Origin of the sequence: Shewanella sp. MMG014 (genome assembly GCF_018100775.1) — a bacterium.
GTDB lineage: Bacteria > Pseudomonadota > Gammaproteobacteria > Enterobacterales > Shewanellaceae > Shewanella > Shewanella japonica.
Genome location: NZ_JAGJDZ010000001.1, coordinates 267,733 through 284,236, shown reverse-complemented (window position 1 = coordinate 284,236; position 16,504 = coordinate 267,733). Strand labels below are relative to the sequence as shown.

The following is a 16,504-nucleotide window of genomic DNA, read 5'->3' as shown; positions in this document are numbered from 1 at the left end:
TAGTGTGGTGTTATCGGTAAGGACTGAATATCGCATTCAGTTGCTCATAGCCGACTTTTCGCTGAAATGCGCCCCAGTCTTCGATGTTATCTTGTTGTGATAGCACCTCAATCGTGTCAACTTTATTGGTTAGTGTCGTGATGAGCGTCTTGATTATTTGCCTTGCATGGGTGGCTCCAAGACAGTTATGTGTTCCAAAGCCGAAAGCGACATGAGGGTTAATTTTTCTATCTAAAATGACTTCATTTGGTTGTTCGAAAACCGAGGCATCGCGATTTGCTGAAGCCCAGCAAAGTGATATCCGTGAGTCAGCTGTCACTCCCTGCTGAGCCACATCTGTATCTTGGGTAACGACTCGGCCCATATGAGTTAACGGTGAAAAATAGCGAATTAATTCCTCGACAGCTCTGGGTATAATTTCGGGCTCTTTTCTGAGTCGAGAAAGAGACGATGGCTGACTGGCAAAGTAGGCAATGGTATTGGTGACAGCATTAATCACCGTATCTCTGCCGCCTGCAAAGGTTAATATCATCACGCCTTTAATTTGCTCTTTAGATAGCTTTTTACCGTCGATACTGGCACTAAGTAAGGATGAGTAAAGGCTGTCGCTTGGCATTTTTATGGCTAATTCAATTTGATTATCAATATAATCGTATAAGATTGCGGCTTTTTCGCCATCTAACTCTGACTCGTTACTGCGAAACACATGGGTGCCCCAATTAATCCAGACTAAGGATTCTTCATAAGGTACATTTAAAAGCAAAGTGAGTGCCCGAGATTGTAGTTTTAGCGAAAATTCGCTCACAATATCGGTCGAACCATTGTGAATAACATCATCAACGAGTTCTGCAATGATTTGTTGTAATGAGTTGATATAGCCTTGTTCCAGTGGTCTTTTAAACCATGGATTAAGTAAATCACGAAATTGCTTATGCTCTGGAGGGTCTAGCTCAAAAGGAATTTGCCTTGTCTCTCTAATACTGACTTCTGAAGGAACAACGATGCGCCCTGGAACTGCCCCAGATTGGAATATCTTCCAGTTATGAGCACACTTTCGTACGTCTTTTAACCCTAAAATCATCGTCACAGGATCATCCTGATCTTCAATGAAACCCAATCCTTTTGTAATACGTGCTTGTTCAAAAACATCAGGTAACTGGTCAGTAGGGTTAATAGGGCATCGATTTATCGGGCGATTATTATTCATGTCACTATTCCCCTGTGCTGGCGACTAAAAAACGGTTATCTTGTTAAATTAACAGTGTTAATCCTATGGCATCAATCGATGCCTAAATACGCATATTAGGGCCAGAAGTATCAAATATTTGCACTATTGGCATGGTTGCTGTGAAATAGAAGCAGTCAATACAAGCGCATTAACCTTAAGAACGGATTAACGGATGAAACAGATGGGATAGAGTCAGTGAGTGAATACTTTTTGGCATAGACTCTCGCAAAACAAGGATTGAACGTGGTACACAAATTAACAGCCATCACGCTGAGTATATATGCCTTGATAGCAGGGTGTTTATTATTGTTTTCATATGCAGACAAGACAATTTGGCAACAATTTATTTATGCCATTGTATTTATTGTTATTCCCATTATCGGCACGCTTAGTAGTCTTTATGGTGATAAAGGAGGCATTAGCTTAGTGTTATTACTCATGGCATCGCAGGTAATTAGACCCTTGACTCCGTTTGAGGTTTTTCCTTTTCATGCGCCTTTTTCTCTTGCTTTTCCTTTTGGCCAAATTGAGCAAGGAAAGGGCTATTTATTTGATATTTTTGCCTTTGTGATGTTGCTTGTCGTTGCTTCTATGTTGAAACCCAAAAAGCGATAGCTTAAAGATTAGGGCTGAGGGTTGAACTTGAAGCTGACATTAATGTCTTAAAAATGGCCAAAGTTTACATAAAATATGACGTATAAAATACGAGCCTATAGTAAACAGACGTTAGAAACTGAACATTAGATAAACATCAAAGGAAAGAAAATGTGTGCTATCAAAGGATTGTTATATATCGCTGCAAGCGTCGTTGTTTTGTATCCATTATGGGGATTAATTCAACCCGCAAGTTATTTGACTGAAATTGTCGAGGTTTATCCTTTTGCTGGTGATGCTAATGAGGCTCAAGTTAGAGTCGCTGCAGGATTATTATTGTTGAGTAATACCGTGATGGGCTTATCTTTGGTAAGCATTGCTGGGTTTATCGCGCGTCCAACGTCTATTCACCTATTGAAGCTTTCCGCTTTATTACTGATTACGTATCCGTTTCTATTAACTGTCGTTGAGGTGTTTTCTGCTAAAGCACTTTCAAGTCACCTTGAGGCATCTGCTGTAACAGTAGAGTTTTCAGCAATGAAGTTGTTTTATGTGATTTTTGGTATCGGGTTATTGGGCGTATTTAAAACAATTTCACTTAATGATGTTACAAAGGCCTAAATCAAAAACAGCGTAAACCGTGAGTCACTCAATCGGTATACGCTGTTTTAAATGCTGGATAAGATTCGTCTAGCAAGCCGTCTTGCTATTTTTGATAGTTAAAGCTTTTTTGCAAACGAATATCTTCTACTGATGAGCCAAGCATTACAGTAAATTTCCCCGCCTCAGCAAGCCAATCATTTGAGTTAATATCCCAAAAAGACAGGTCTCGCTGAGTTAAAGTAAAGCTAACTTGGCCCGTTTCGCCCGCTTTGAGCAATATTTTATCAAAACCTTTTAGCTCTTTTTGTGGACGCGAGACGCTGGCTTTTACGTCATGAAGATATAGTTGCGCGACTTCGGCACCATCAATGCCACTAGTATTAGTAATGTCTGCTGTAATGGTCATTGTGCCACCTTCAGCCATTGTACTTTTAGATAGCTTGATATTGTCATAACTAAATTGACTGTATGATAAGCCATGGCCAAAAGGGAATGCAGGAGCAATTTTTTGTTGCTCAAACCAGCGATAACCAATAAATACGCCTTCGGAATATAACGACTCCGTTTCATTGTAATCATTCAACGCTATCGGTGCGGTGTCCTGTAATGACTTAGGTAAAGTGATAGGCATTTTTCCATTTGGGTTGGCATCGCCAAAGAGGATGTCACTATAAGCATGGCCCGCTTCCATTCCGCCGTACCAGCCCCAAGCAATAGCGTTAGCTTTGTCTGCCCATGGCATTTCAACTGCCGAGCCTCCAATGATAAACACAACAGTATTCGGGTTAACCGCAAGGAGTTTATTGATAATTTCATCTTGTTGACCTGGAAGCTTCATATCTGGGCGATCAATGGACTCACGATCATCAGCATGGCTCAGGCCGCCAAAATACAACACGGCATCGGCATTTTTGGCTGCTGCTAAATATTCAGCTTCATCGTTATATAAACTGTTTGGCGTTTCCCAGCCTAAAGTGACTTGCTGTTGACCTTGATAAATTAATCTAATGGCATAGGTCTCTTCAGCGGTGAGCTCAATGACATACTCGATAATGTTGGCTGGGTTTGCTTTTTTATTGACTAATACCTTGTCATTAACAGCAAGGCTAACATCGCCATCCGCTAGTATTTTTAAGGTATGCTTACCTGATTCAACTGGCTTAATATTGGCTTTTATCTCAACATTTTGAGGCTGATTTTTGGCATCGAATTGGGGATCGGCAATCCAAGATTCACTGGTTAGCTGATTAAGTTGTTTATCGGCATAGTAGTTAATCTGCCAAGAAGGGGTGCCTGTCCAATGACGTGTCGTAAGGTAATCATTAGGGATAGGCATAAACTGACTACTTGCAGGGCGCATATGCTGAATATTAACGTTTTTTCCTGCTTGTTTAAACTTGGCCTTGAGTCCGTCTAATGGGCTGATTTCGTACAATGCTTTTACTTCTGATGAGCCGCCACCAAAGCCGTGACGTTTATCTGCATTAGGGCCAAGCACTAAGATATTGTTAACTTTTTGGGCATCTAAAGGCAGCACTTTACCGTCATTTTTAAGCAGTACCACGCCATTAGTAGCGATGGTGCGCGCATCATTTCGGTGAGTCTGAGTATTACGCTCACCTGACAATCGCTGTTTATCCATCATGCCAATACTTAATTGTACTCTAAGAATTCGGCGTACTTTATCATCAAGCTCTGACTCAGGCACTTTGCCAGCTTTTATCATGTTTAGCAGCGGTGTTGCGAGAAAATACTCATCATAACTTGCGACATCTGTGCCCATTTCAATATCAAGGCCATTCATCGCAGCGTCATAGGTATTAATATCGACATTCCAGTCAGTTAACAACACGCCCTCGTAGCCCCATTCACCTTTTAAGATGGTTTTAATAAGGTGATGACTTTGGTTAGCGTTAGTTCCGCGAAATTCATTATATGCTCCCATGATGGCATAAACGTTGGCCTCTTTAACTGCAGCTTCAAAAGCGGGCAGGTAAACTTCACGTAATGTGCGTTCATCGGGTTTTGCATTCACTCCAGTGCGATTTAGTTCTTGAGTGTTTAGGGCATAGTGTTTGACAGTTGCACCAACATCGTTGGCTTGAATGGCTTTGACAGTGGGGACAACCAAGGCTGCAGCGAGATAAGGATCTTCACCCATGTATTCAAAATTACGACCGTAAAGAGGTAAACGAGCCAAGTTGACACCTGGGCCGAGTATGAGATCTTTATTACGGTGGCGAGCCTCAGCGCCAAGCACATTGCCATGTAAGCTCGCCATGTTCGGATCCCAACTTGCCGCGACAGCGGTAAGTGGCGGTAAATAGGTAGAGTAATCGTTAGTCCAGCCAGCTGGTGCCCATGAATTTCTGTCAATTTCATAGCGTACGCCGTGAGGCCCATCCGACATCCACATTTCATGAATATTGAGTCTCTCGATAGCTGGGATATGAAATTTACCCCCTGCATGCACTAAGGAGACTTTTTCTTCTAAAGTCAGTTGAGGCAGTAATCTTTCAATTTCAGCTTCTACTTTCGATAGTCGTGTCTGTAAACGCTGCTGCTCAGATTGACTTAATACAGAAAGCGCATGGTTCTGATTAGTGTTCATCCCATCTGATTGAGCGAAACTGCTGGAAGTACTGATAAGCATTGATGCCGAAAGGGAAACAACCAGGGCGTGTTTAATACCTCTTGTAAGCGCTTTCATTTTGTGGCGATGTTTCATTGTCATGTCAGAGTCCTTGCTGATTATTTTTATTTAATTTGGTTATTTACTGCAGCTGGTTTCGAATTAGTGGATTCGAATAACGAGATAATTTGCTCAACGCTTATGTCACATTGATAAATATATTGGCGGTTAAGCGCCCGGAACTTGGATTACTATCTATATCCGTTTGTTGATCAACTAAGGTTGAGTGCAATAAGTTTCCAGGGTAAATGACTAATCGATGTTGTTTGTAATCGACTTGATGGTATTGCTGGTAGTATTCATTACTGTCAACGAAGTATTTCGCTGGAAAGGGCGCTAACGCCTGTAAATAGGGCTCAGCAGCGCGAAAATAATTATCCATATTCGCTTGTGTAATTCGCTCATAACCTGTTGGTTGATGCTTAAAAAAAGCCGTGGCGCCATGTGTACTGTCATTAAGGTATTGTAATAATGCAAAATAATATGGCGCTGGGGTGTCAAAATGAGGAATACGCTGCAAAGTCGTTAAACTTTCCGGTGGTCGGTTTATCAATGAAAAGTAGGTCGCTTGCGGCTTGATACGCAAGTTTTTAGGGATTTTATAGACATCGTAAATCAGCTGAAATACCTGATTTAGCACTTCAATGACGTAGTCTCTAGGGAGCTTGGCTCTAACACCTGGATAGTAAGAGCCTTTATCGAGATTAAAGTCGATTTGGTTAGCATAATTCTGTAACGCTGATAAATCGGTTGTAAAGTCATCGATAACAATCACAGGCGTTTGCAGCTCACCGATATAATGGATCTCAGGGTTCAAAGGCTTGTTGATTAACACCAATGAATCGAGATTTTTCATATCTTGCGCCCGCTGACGCTGTGATTGAGAACTTGTCATACTCTACCTTTACACTTCATTTAGTGACTTAATAACGTTCCTAGCTTACTCACTGCATTGCAGACTTACAGCATTTTTGACTTGCAGTAATGCTGCACGAAATCATAATGATCAGGCAAGTTTGCTACTTTTTGTTTTGCTTTTGCCTTTATTGATGCAAGGAAGTTTTCTAGCTCATCATCTTCCATCATGTCAACAATTGGGTGGTATTGTTTTGGAGCAAGACCCTGTCCCATCATGACTTGAATCCAAGAGCTCTCACCAAATAACTCATTACCATGTTTATATACTTTGCCAGATGCATCAAACATATCGATTCGGTGTTGAAGTGATGCAGGTACGCTCATGTTTTTACAATAACGCCAGAATCGGCTATCAGTTCGGTCAGTGACTTTGTAATGCAAAACAATAAAGTCGCGAATATTTTCAGTTTCGGTGCGAGTTTGTTCATTAAACTCATTAATGTCTTCTTCAACGAGCCCTTGAGAAGGGAACATTTGCAATAAGCGCACAATGCCACGTTGAATTAAATGAATGCTGGTGGACTCTAGGGGTTCTAAGAACCCGGAAGATAGACCTATAGCAACACAGTTCTTATGCCAGGTTTTACGGCGGCTACCTGTGCGGAATTTGATGACACGAGGGTCTGTTAATGGTTCACCTTCGATATTGTCCATCAAGGTGGCTTTAGCTTCTTCATCGCTCATGTACTTACTGCAAAATACTAAGCCATTGCCTGTACGACTTTGCAGTGGAATGCGCCATTGCCAGCCTGATTCTCGCGCAATTGAGCGAGTATAAGGAATCGGTTTTTCAGTGGTTTTAGTTTGCACCGCAATGGCGCTGTCGCAAGGTAACCAGTGACTCCAGTCATCAAAGCCGGTATTGAGAGTCTGCTCAATTAACAGCGCTCTAAATCCAGTGCAATCAAGAAACAAATCACCCTCGATAACGTCTCCTGATTCAAGGGCTAATCCGCGAATATTACCAGTATCATCATGCTGGAGGACTTCTTTAATTTTGCCCTCAATTCGGGTGATGCCATGTTGCTCAGCAATACCCCTTAAGAACTTGGCGTACAATGTGGCATCCATATGGTAGGCATGGTTGTAATCTTGATTAGGTAATACGGCAAAACGCCCCTCACGAGCCGCTAAATGCTCGGTACAGTAATCACCAATTTGGCTGACGATACCGCGTTGTTGCCCTTTGAGCCAAAAATGTTGAAATCCACATGCCCAACAGTCTTTGCCTAAAAATCCAAAGGAGTGAATATAATCTTTACCTACGTCATGCCAGTTTTCAAATGCAATTCCGAGCTTAAAGGTTGCATTGGTCGCAGCCATGACATCTTGTTCTTTTATGCCAAGTAAACGGTGAAAGATGTGTAGCGTTGGAATCGTGGCTTCACCAACCCCAACGGTGCCTATTTGGTCTGACTCAACCAGCACCACTTCTAGGTGTTTTCCCAGTAACTTTGTTAATGCAGCTGCAGCCATCCAGCCCGCAGTACCACCACCGGCAATCACGACTTTTTTAATCGGTTTGTTTGAACTTATTGTATTTGAAGCTTGCTTTTGCATAACAAAATGTCCTTTGAATCAACTTATACCCGAGGTAATTTTATTTTCGTTGTTGATTTTGTTCGTTAAGTTGCTGTTTGTGTAAATCAAATGGCCGCACATTAGTATCACAGAGGCGATTACCGCTTGAGCTTGTTTATTAAGTCTGCTCTTAACTTACGTGCGTTTAATTCATCCAGTGGCTTAGTTTGCATGCCCTGAGCTGAATCTGGTATGTGCGAAACGTCATCGTCATCATGGTCAAAAATATAATGATTAAAATGCGCCTTCCAAGCTTGTCGTTGCGCTTTAGGTAAAGAGCGTAAGCTGAGCATTGCCAGTGCTAGGGCGTTATTGGGTCTTCCTAGGTAAGCGGGTGTATCTCGCCACCAATGGGTAATGAGTACATTAAATGCTTCGATACCACTGACTTGATGCCACCACATGCTTGGAACATACAGTACATCGCCAGGCTCTAGCTCGGCAGTTTGAGCAGCGTTGAGGGCATGTTGGTATTTGGGGAATTTTTCAAAGTCAGGATTATCAAAATCCACCATACTGATTTCTTGGCCGCCGGGTGCAAATTCCATTGGGCCAGTATATAAATTGCCTACTTGCTCAGGAGGGAATAAGGTAAATGTTCGCTTTCCCACAACGTTACAGGCTAGATTCTGAGGAAAATCAAAATGCGCCGCAATACGAGATTGATTGCCTAACCACACACTTGTCAGAGGATGAATCTTGTCAAATGTTAGACTGTTTTCAGCAGCAAGCCCTGGCAGAAACTGATTAATTTCTGTTGATCCCATATAAATACTGGGTGGAAGGGCATCGTCTTTATGGGTAAATAGCTTATCAATGACTTGGCGTAAGTTTAGCTGCGCTGCTTGATAGTTAAAACCATTGACTTGCTCGTTATAAAAAACACGCCCTTTATGCTCTGGGGAAACATAATAGGCGGTAACTGGTGCTTCTTGATAAAATGTCAGTAAGTATTGTGCAGCAGCTTCTGCACTTTGTTGTCCTGCTTGCACAATAGGCCAATGGGCACATGCGCCTTTAAAAATCACAGGCTCATCTGTGTTATCAATCACTTCTAAAATATGACTGATTTCAGTGTTATCAATGACCCTGACTGCCTGCTTTTTTTCCATTGACTACAACCTTTTAAATAATCCTAACGAGACATTGCTATCTATTGTGCATTTTTAAAGTTGAGTAATTGTCTGATATTGGATTGTGATGCCAATGTCATATAAATTGCGTTCAAATAGCCGTTTTGATGCAGCTCACCTAAAGTTTCGGCAGGTAAGCTTGCTAAGGTTTCTTCATTGATGGTGTAAAAACCTATCATTTGGTGCTTGGCGCCATTATCAAGTTCAATATCTAAAGTGAATGATTCAAGCAGTTCTAGCTTGATGAGTGTTTCAATGAACTGTTTACTGTCAATTAACCCATGATGGATTACTTCAAGCATTTCACCGACTTCATCTAAATACGGTGTATTACCGCCGTATGGAAAAAATAGCGGCTCACCTTCAGTTTCATTAATACGAGGATGATTAGGGTCAAGGTGAATCACACGTTGTACTTGCTCTACACCGTCTTCTTGAATAGTTTGTTGGCCGATTAAAAATGGCTGACGACGAACGGTAAGCGGGATATAAGATGCTTGCCATTTGCCATCTTGTAAAAACAAATTCTCTTTATGTTGAAAACCAAACATGGCAACAGAGTAAAACTGACCTGTATTACTGTCTTTTTGAAAAAAGATGGGATAGTGCGCTTGAACACTTCTGAATTCAGCCGGAAAAGTCACTGTATACCATAGGTTATCACCGTACTTTTCTGAGCGTTCGGTAATAATTTTAATATCTTTATGATCGACACTGTTGAGTAATACTGGTTTGTTCATGCTGACATCCTAATCAAATATTATTGGTTTTTGCTGTTTTTCAATTGTTCAAAAGAAAACAGTTATTGTTATCTTGTTGCTAAATATGGGGCAAGCCATATTGACGAATTTTATTGAGCAGCTCGCGATTGGTTGGCAGGATTTGCTTTAATCCCTGGGTTCGCTTGATATTTTCAGTAAACAATTGCTGAGCACGCTGTTGAAGCGTTGGTTTTAGGTGAGTTGGCACATGGGTCTCAAACGCCATTCCGTATAATATAAACTGAAAACTTGCAGCGGGAAATAAGACGTCAGTGTGCTGAATATCATGCTTATTGGGCGTTTGGGTTCGCCATAGCGCTATCTGCTGTTGCAATGATTCTGGTATGGTCGATGACTCTCGATGATCATGCCAATAATCACTATCGCTGCGCTGACTTAATACATAATGTAACTTTAAAAATTCAATAATTTGTTGCCAATGCTGAGAAAATCGTTGATTGACTCTAGTGGCAACAATATCCATAACTTGTCTATTGGCAGGTAGTTGCTGCGCTAAGGTATTGGCGCTCCATTCAACTAATGCTAATGCAGAGGCTTCTAACGGCTCAATAAATCCCGATGCCATACCAATTGCCATACAATTGTTTTTCCAGCAAATTTTTCGGTGACCTGGTGCTATTGATAGTTTTCTAATATCAAGGTTATCGAGGTCAACATTGACACTGGGTCTTAAGTAGTCAATCAATTGCTGTTCAGCTTGCGCTTGGTCAGTATGGCTAGACGAATACACATGGCCCACACCACGTCTTGTCGGTAAGCCGATATCCCATATCCAACCATTGGTTTGTGCGGTTGAATGAGTGCATGAAGCAATCTCAGTATCATCAGTTGGGTAAGGGACTTGAATCGCTAACGCTGAATCGTTAAATAACACTGATTTTTGACATACAAACGGTACATGCATTTGCTCACCGAGTAGCAAAGATTTTACCCCTGTACAGTCAACAAAGAAGTCTGCTGTCAGCTCGCCTGAATGTTGAGTGACTAATGAACGAATATCGCCATTCTCAGCTTTTTGAATATCGCTGACATGGTCTTGAATATGAGTTACACCGAGCTTTTCGGTACAATGTTGTTGCAGTAACTGACTAAATTTACCCGCATTGAGATGGTAACCGTAGTTGTTTTGAAACTGGTATTCACCGGTAGTAATTTGTTTAGGTGCCAAGCCCTGCATACTCAGTTGGTTTTGTTGGCCAACAGCGTCAGCAAAACTGACTTGTTGACGGTGAGGCAGCCAAAAAGGGCATAAATCAATTTCGTTAGTGCCAATTGGTAAACTGAATGGATGAAGGTAATGCTCTCGGGGTTGCTTGGTTAGATCAGCGTCTGGGCTATGGGTCCAATTGATAAAACGAGAGCCTTGTTTAAAGCTTGCATCGCAGCTGATTAAGAACTCAGTTTCACTGATACCGATTTTTTTCAGCGTCGTGCGCATTGAAGGCCAAGTGCCTTCACCAACACCAATAGTGGCAACATCTGGTGATTCAATTAATGTAATGTTGAGCTTAGGGGAGGGCGATAATTTGCCATTGTCAGCGTTATGTTCAGCAGCCAAAATGCCAGCGGTAATCCATCCCGCAGTGCCGCCGCCAACAATAATGATGTCTCTTATCGCGTGTTCCATAATCTGCCTATTATTGTTTTGTTTTATCGTTAAGGCTGTATTGAAATGTTTGTTACTAAGAATAATGTGATTTTGAGTTTATTTAGCATTGAATATTTTTCAATCACTTACAAGAGGTATAGCGTAATAATTTGTATTAATAAAAATCAAAATGAAATTTAAAAAAGGTGCAACGTCCTTGTTGCTAACGGATGTAGCTTAAAAAAGAGGTGACCATAATAGTCACCTCAAACGACCTTAGTTTACATTTTGCAAAAGGTGCACACGTTAGAATGTATAACGAGCGCCAAGACTGTATCGAGCTCCTGTTTGTGTGTAGTTAAGTACTTGAGTACTTGAACGACCATGAGTTCGAGTATTCTCTTCAGTAATGTTTAACCCTTCGAAGAATACTGTTAAGCCTTCAACTGCGGCGATGTCGTAACCAATATTGAAGTCAACTTGCGAGTATTCTTCAGTGTAAGATGGGTTAGCACCTGTACCGTCACCAGTTGAGTTCAAGAACTCATCACGCCAGTTCCAAGCAAGACGAGCTGAGAAACCGTAGTTTTCATAGATAGCAACAACGTTAGCTGTATCACTGATATTAGTTAATACGTTTTGTGGCTCATCACCTGGACGGTTTAAGTTGAAGTTGTCATAAGAATCACCCGCATTCACTAACGTGTAGTTAGCTTGCATACCGAAACCAGACTCTCCAAAGAAGTGCTGTACCGCAAACTCCCAACCATCAATAACTGAGCTGTCGCTGCTATTAGACGGTGTGGTAATCACGAAGTTTAAATCAGGGTCACCAGGGTTACCTGTAATTTCGATATTACCGTTATCAGGGTTTAACGTAACGTTTGGATCTGTTGCGCCGTAGTTATCATAAATCCACTGGCGTTGCTCAATTGCGGTTGTTGCACCTGCAGCAATGGCTTCTTGAACGTAAACACCATTTGATGGATCCGGAATGTTGTAGATATTTGAATTAACAGGGTTACTGTCAATGAAGTTTGTTACGTCTTTACGGAAGTAACCAACAGAAACATAACTGCCTTCAGCATAGTACCACTCACCAGAGAAATCATAGTTAGTTGATTCAAGCGGTAATAAACTTGGGTTACCACTTTCACCACTACCACCACCACGGTTAGCGAGTGTGCCTACCGACGTACCACCTTGAATAGAGGTATAATCTGGACGACCAATGGTTTCACTGTAAGCTGCACGTAAATAGATATCTTCTACCACTTCAATGTTGAAGTTAAAGCTTGGTAGTAAGTAATCGTATGAGCCTGTTTGAGTACCAAATACGCGGTTATCAGCCGTTGTACTTTCTAGAGCAATCTCAGTTTCCGCAATCCAAGTCGCTTGATCGTACGATGATACTGCGGACTTAGATTCAACATCGGTTTTCTCGTAACGCAAACCTAAGTGAACATCAAATGGCATATCACCAAGCTCGCCTTCGTAGTTATATTGTACGTAAGCAGATTGAGATTCTTCTTGAGTGAAGCGGTCAGTATCGCTAGCGTAATCAGTCGATGGGCAGAAACCATTACCACAATCACCAATCGCCGTTGAGCCGTATAATTCAGCTGCACGTGCTCTTACTGCTTCAAAGTCCCATAAGAAGATAACGTCTTGTGGGTCAATAGAGGCAGAACCTTGATAATCAGAGAAGTCACCTTGTGAACCATCAAACTTATCTTGAACACTATCTGCAGGGAACCATGAAGGGTCAAAGTCGCCTTCTGCACCTACACCACCCCAGTCATTACGTTGAACGTTAACTGATTGAGAATGGTTATTAACGTCAGTTGCAGCGATACCGAAATCAATACTACCCGCTTCTTCAAATACGTAAGTACCGTTAATTTGTAATTGTTCAATTTCAGATTTATTACGAGCGTTACCAAATACAGAACCAGTCACGCGCATATCTTCAGGGCGAACAGCATTACCGCCACCCACAGCGAGAACGGGTACATCACCAGTAAAGTCAGTCGCTGCACTTGTACGAATAAATGCTGCTGTACTTAAGTTACTGTTACTACCATTTTTGTTGTTTGGTGAGCGTTCAGCTTCTGAAGTATGGTAATCCAATGATAAGAATAAATTATCAGTAGCATCCCACTCTAAGTTAAAGCCTAATGAGCCACTTTCATCTCGGGTACCGTAATCACCAGCTGCCATTGATAAATCGGCGCCGCCATCAGGGTAAGTTTCAGAGTAAACAAGTGGCGAAGATACTGGGCCGTCAGACCAAGTACTTTCTTGTGTTGGTACGAAGTTAAACCATGCAGAAACATCATGAGATTGAGTATCAACATCATTTTGCATGTAGGTGTAATCTAATGTTGCACGTAATGAGTCAATTGGCTCGTATTGCAGTACTAATTGACCATTTGTACGAGTACGTTGCTGCTCTTCAAAACGGTAAACCGTGGTTTGAGGAACTGCATAAACATCATCTTCGCCAGGGCGGTTGATTTGGTTATCATCTTTTGGAACACCACCCCATTCAGCGTTATCGCCGCCCCAATCTTGGTCAACAATACCAGGGAAACTACGCCAGCCTGTACCTACTTGCGCTTGCTGATTACCACTTTCACGTTCTTGGTAGCTTGCAGAAATAGAAATACCAAACTTGCCATCAGCAAAGGTATTTGAATATAAACCTGATAATTCAGGTGTTACAGAGCCTTCATCTGTTGATGTGTCATCAACGGCTTTAACACCAAATGTGGCTTTAAGACCTGGAGAGCTTAAAGGGCGATGAGTTAGAACATTAATGGTTGCACCGATACCACCGGTTGAGTTTTTCGCTTGGCTGGTTTTTTCAACTTCAACAGCACTAATTGCTTCAGAAGCAATATTGGCGAAGTCGAATGAACGCGAACCTGTGGTTACTGGCATTTGACGATTGTTCAGCATAACCAAGTTTTGGTCTGCACCGAAACCACGAACAGACACTCGGCTACCTTCACCATTTTGTCTGTCGATAGATACACCAGTAATACGTTGCAGAGATTCTGCTAAGTTACTATCCGGGAATTTACCAATATCTTCTGCGTTAATCGCATCAACGATACCGTCAGAGCTTCTTTTTAAATCCATTGATTTAATTAAGCTTCCACGAATACCAGTGACCTGAAGCACCTCGATGTTTTCATCTGCAGCGACTTCGTCTGCTGCAAATGCTGGCATCATGGTGCTTGCACTCAGTACTACCGACAAACTAGTGGCAATTCTGGTCTTTTTGAATGTTCTAGATTTCATCTAAGTCTCCCCTCGACTAGATCTCAGGCTACTACTCTCTGATTTTTTTATTCGGATTACGCATTCACGTAATGTGTTTTATTCATCATTTGTAAACGCTTTTAAAAGCCTTTATGTAAAAGTTAATGTAAGCGCTTACATAAAACTAGATTAATTTGTTAACAGCGTCAACAATAATTACGATAAAAAGTCACAACTTGTTAACCTTGTTTTTATAAAAGGATAAAGTAAAATTTTTTAGTTTATTGTTTTAATTGATTTAAATTTATTTTTTGTGCTTTTTTTTGTAGAAATAAAAAAGAAATATTTTTGTGATAGCGCTTACATTTTTATTGTGAATTTTAAGGTAGGGAGTTTGGTTTGTTGCAAATTTAAAATCATCATTTTTAAATCAAGACAATATACTGATTTAACGGGTTCCGATTTAAGGTTTCTTTGCCCGTTATTTGGTGCGATTACTCATGTTTCAGCTGGCTACTTAGGGCACCTAAAAAGAGACGTTATCCTCTGGGTAACGCTGAAGCACTTTTGAGCTTCAATTAATCAGTCAGTTCGGTCTTGAGTACAAAGCCTGATAAGTGAATAGCCGAAATTAACACGATTGAAAAACAAAAGTGCCAAGGCAGAGTACTTGAACAGAGTACCTGGACAGAGTGCCTAGATAGAGTAATCTGTGCAGAGTGAATAACGGTAAAGCGAGTAGAAGGTTATAGGGAATAAAGCGGTAGCGAGTAAACGATAAAGGAGGGTGATATTAACACCTTGTGGATATCATGATAGGCGAGATCCCAGTTGTGCTTGTACTCATTACTGCGGAAACGCTAACTGTTTAAAGGAATAGGCAGAGAGGATATTGGCAAAGTATTAAGGTTATCGGGGTAATATAAAGCGTATAGGGAAACAGTATATGAGGGAATAGCGAGTTAGACTATTCCCTTAACGTCTTCAATTTCGAAGGTTACTTGTGTGGTGATGTCGCAGAGTCTCTCACTATCAGTTGCGGGATGAAGGTGTTTTCGACTATCGCCTTAGGGTCATTATATACATGCTTAAGCACCCAAAATGCAGCCATTTTACCCATTTCATGGATGGGGTTGTTCACTGTGGTGAGTTTTGGTGAAATATATTGTGGAAAAGGAATATTATCGTAGCCAACAAAAGAGAGTTCTTGAGGGATTTTCATGCCTCTTTCTAAGCAAACTGCAATCGCTCCTGAAGCCATCTGATCACTGGCACATACCACCGCTGTGAAAGGCTTATCGATGGTTAATAAATGATTCATCGCATCACTGCCGCCAAATTCACGGAAGTTACCTTCATAAAATAATGTCTTATCAAAGTCGACATTGAACTCTTTTAATGCTCGTTTATGTCCGAGTAAACGGTCTTGAGCATCTAGCTTGTATAACGGGCCTGAAACGTAAGCTAGATCAGTATGGCCTTGGCTTAAAATATGCTTGGTTGCTAAATAACCACCTAACTCATTATCTAAATAAACGCAGCAATCACTGATTTCTTCAATATAGCGGTTAATGAGCACAATGGGAGTGTTGCCTTTATGTAGATTTATCAAGTATTCATCATCGACAGCTTCAACGTCTAGAATCAACGCATCACAGCCACGGCTCATTAAAAACTCGACACCGTCTTTTTCCTGTGATTCAACACTATGGCCAGCGGCAATAATAACGTGCTTATTGCCAGCTCGAAGCGCGGTTTCAATCTCGGTCATCATAGGGCCATAGTATGGACCATCAAGTTGAGAGACTAAGACTCCAACACTGTTTGAGCGACTAGACGCTAGTGATTGAGCGATGGTATTAGGTCGATAACCTAACTGATCCATTGCGCTTAATACTTTCTGGCGTGTTTTTTCACTGACCTTAGTATTGTTATTCATCACTCTTGATACCGTTGCCAGCGAAACACCTGCTAACACTGATACATCATATATAGTCGCCATATATCCCTATTTAATACTTGTTTTGCTAGTCAAAATCGAAAAACGCCGATAAGACTAGCATGAACCTTTTAGCATAATCATCAAAAAAACAGATAAATTGACGAATGTAACTCAAT

Annotated in this window: 11 protein-coding genes; 2 read left to right on the top strand and 9 right to left on the bottom strand. The window is 41.3% G+C overall.

Going from position 1 to position 16,504, the window contains the following annotated elements; translation table 11 throughout:
* Positions 1-10: 10 nt before the first annotated feature.
* Positions 11-1,207, bottom strand: a complete 1,197-nt coding sequence (locus J8L86_RS01180; RefSeq protein ID WP_211028302.1) for a cytochrome P450 — start codon at positions 1,205-1,207, stop codon at positions 11-13.
* A 264-nt stretch (positions 1,208-1,471) separates the two neighbouring features.
* Between J8L86_RS01180 and J8L86_RS01175 the strand changes: the two genes are divergently transcribed.
* Both J8L86_RS01175 and J8L86_RS01170 read left to right on the top strand, forming a co-directional pair.
* On the top strand, positions 1,472-1,843 hold the full coding sequence (locus tag J8L86_RS01175; protein ID WP_211028301.1) for a hypothetical protein: 372 nt from the start codon (positions 1,472-1,474) through the stop codon (positions 1,841-1,843).
* 150 nt (positions 1,844-1,993) lie between these two features.
* The gene (locus J8L86_RS01170) at positions 1,994-2,443 is read left to right on the top strand and encodes a hypothetical protein (protein ID WP_211028300.1); all 450 of its coding nucleotides are present in this window, start codon (positions 1,994-1,996) and stop codon (positions 2,441-2,443) included.
* An 85-nt stretch (positions 2,444-2,528) separates the two neighbouring features.
* Here J8L86_RS01170 and J8L86_RS01165 read toward each other — a convergent pair whose 3' ends face one another.
* The 8 genes from J8L86_RS01165 to J8L86_RS01130 all read right to left on the bottom strand — a co-directional run bounded on the left by J8L86_RS01165 (position 2,529) and on the right by J8L86_RS01130 (position 16,388).
* Positions 2,529-5,159: a glycoside hydrolase family 3 C-terminal domain-containing protein gene (locus J8L86_RS01165; RefSeq protein WP_247663131.1), complete on the bottom strand. Its 2,631-nt coding sequence runs from the start codon at positions 5,157-5,159 to the stop codon at positions 2,529-2,531.
* Positions 5,160-5,256: 97 nt separating this feature from the next.
* Positions 5,257-6,012, bottom strand: coding sequence for a DUF6445 family protein (locus J8L86_RS01160; protein ID WP_244899784.1), 756 nt, complete (start codon positions 6,010-6,012; stop codon positions 5,257-5,259).
* Between the two features lie 65 nt (positions 6,013-6,077).
* Positions 6,078-7,595, bottom strand: coding sequence for a tryptophan halogenase family protein (locus J8L86_RS01155; protein WP_065109169.1), 1,518 nt, complete (start codon positions 7,593-7,595; stop codon positions 6,078-6,080).
* A 119-nt stretch (positions 7,596-7,714) separates the two neighbouring features.
* On the bottom strand, positions 7,715-8,728 hold the full coding sequence (locus J8L86_RS01150) for a cupin-like domain-containing protein (protein ID WP_211028299.1): 1,014 nt from the start codon (positions 8,726-8,728) through the stop codon (positions 7,715-7,717).
* A gap of 41 nt (positions 8,729-8,769) precedes the next feature.
* Positions 8,770-9,489, bottom strand: a complete 720-nt coding sequence (locus J8L86_RS01145; RefSeq protein WP_192022444.1) for a SapC family protein — start codon at positions 9,487-9,489, stop codon at positions 8,770-8,772.
* Positions 9,490-9,568: 79 nt separating this feature from the next.
* Positions 9,569-11,158, bottom strand: a complete 1,590-nt coding sequence (locus J8L86_RS01140) for a tryptophan halogenase family protein (RefSeq protein WP_211028298.1) — start codon at positions 11,156-11,158, stop codon at positions 9,569-9,571.
* Positions 11,159-11,425: 267 nt separating this feature from the next.
* Positions 11,426-14,425 (bottom strand): TonB-dependent receptor, encoded by a 3,000-nt coding sequence (locus J8L86_RS01135; RefSeq protein WP_055023042.1) that lies wholly within the window; start codon positions 14,423-14,425, stop codon positions 11,426-11,428.
* A gap of 958 nt (positions 14,426-15,383) precedes the next feature.
* Positions 15,384-16,388 (bottom strand): LacI family DNA-binding transcriptional regulator, encoded by a 1,005-nt coding sequence (locus J8L86_RS01130; RefSeq protein ID WP_065109173.1) that lies wholly within the window; start codon positions 16,386-16,388, stop codon positions 15,384-15,386.
* Positions 16,389-16,504: the final 116 nt, after the last annotated feature.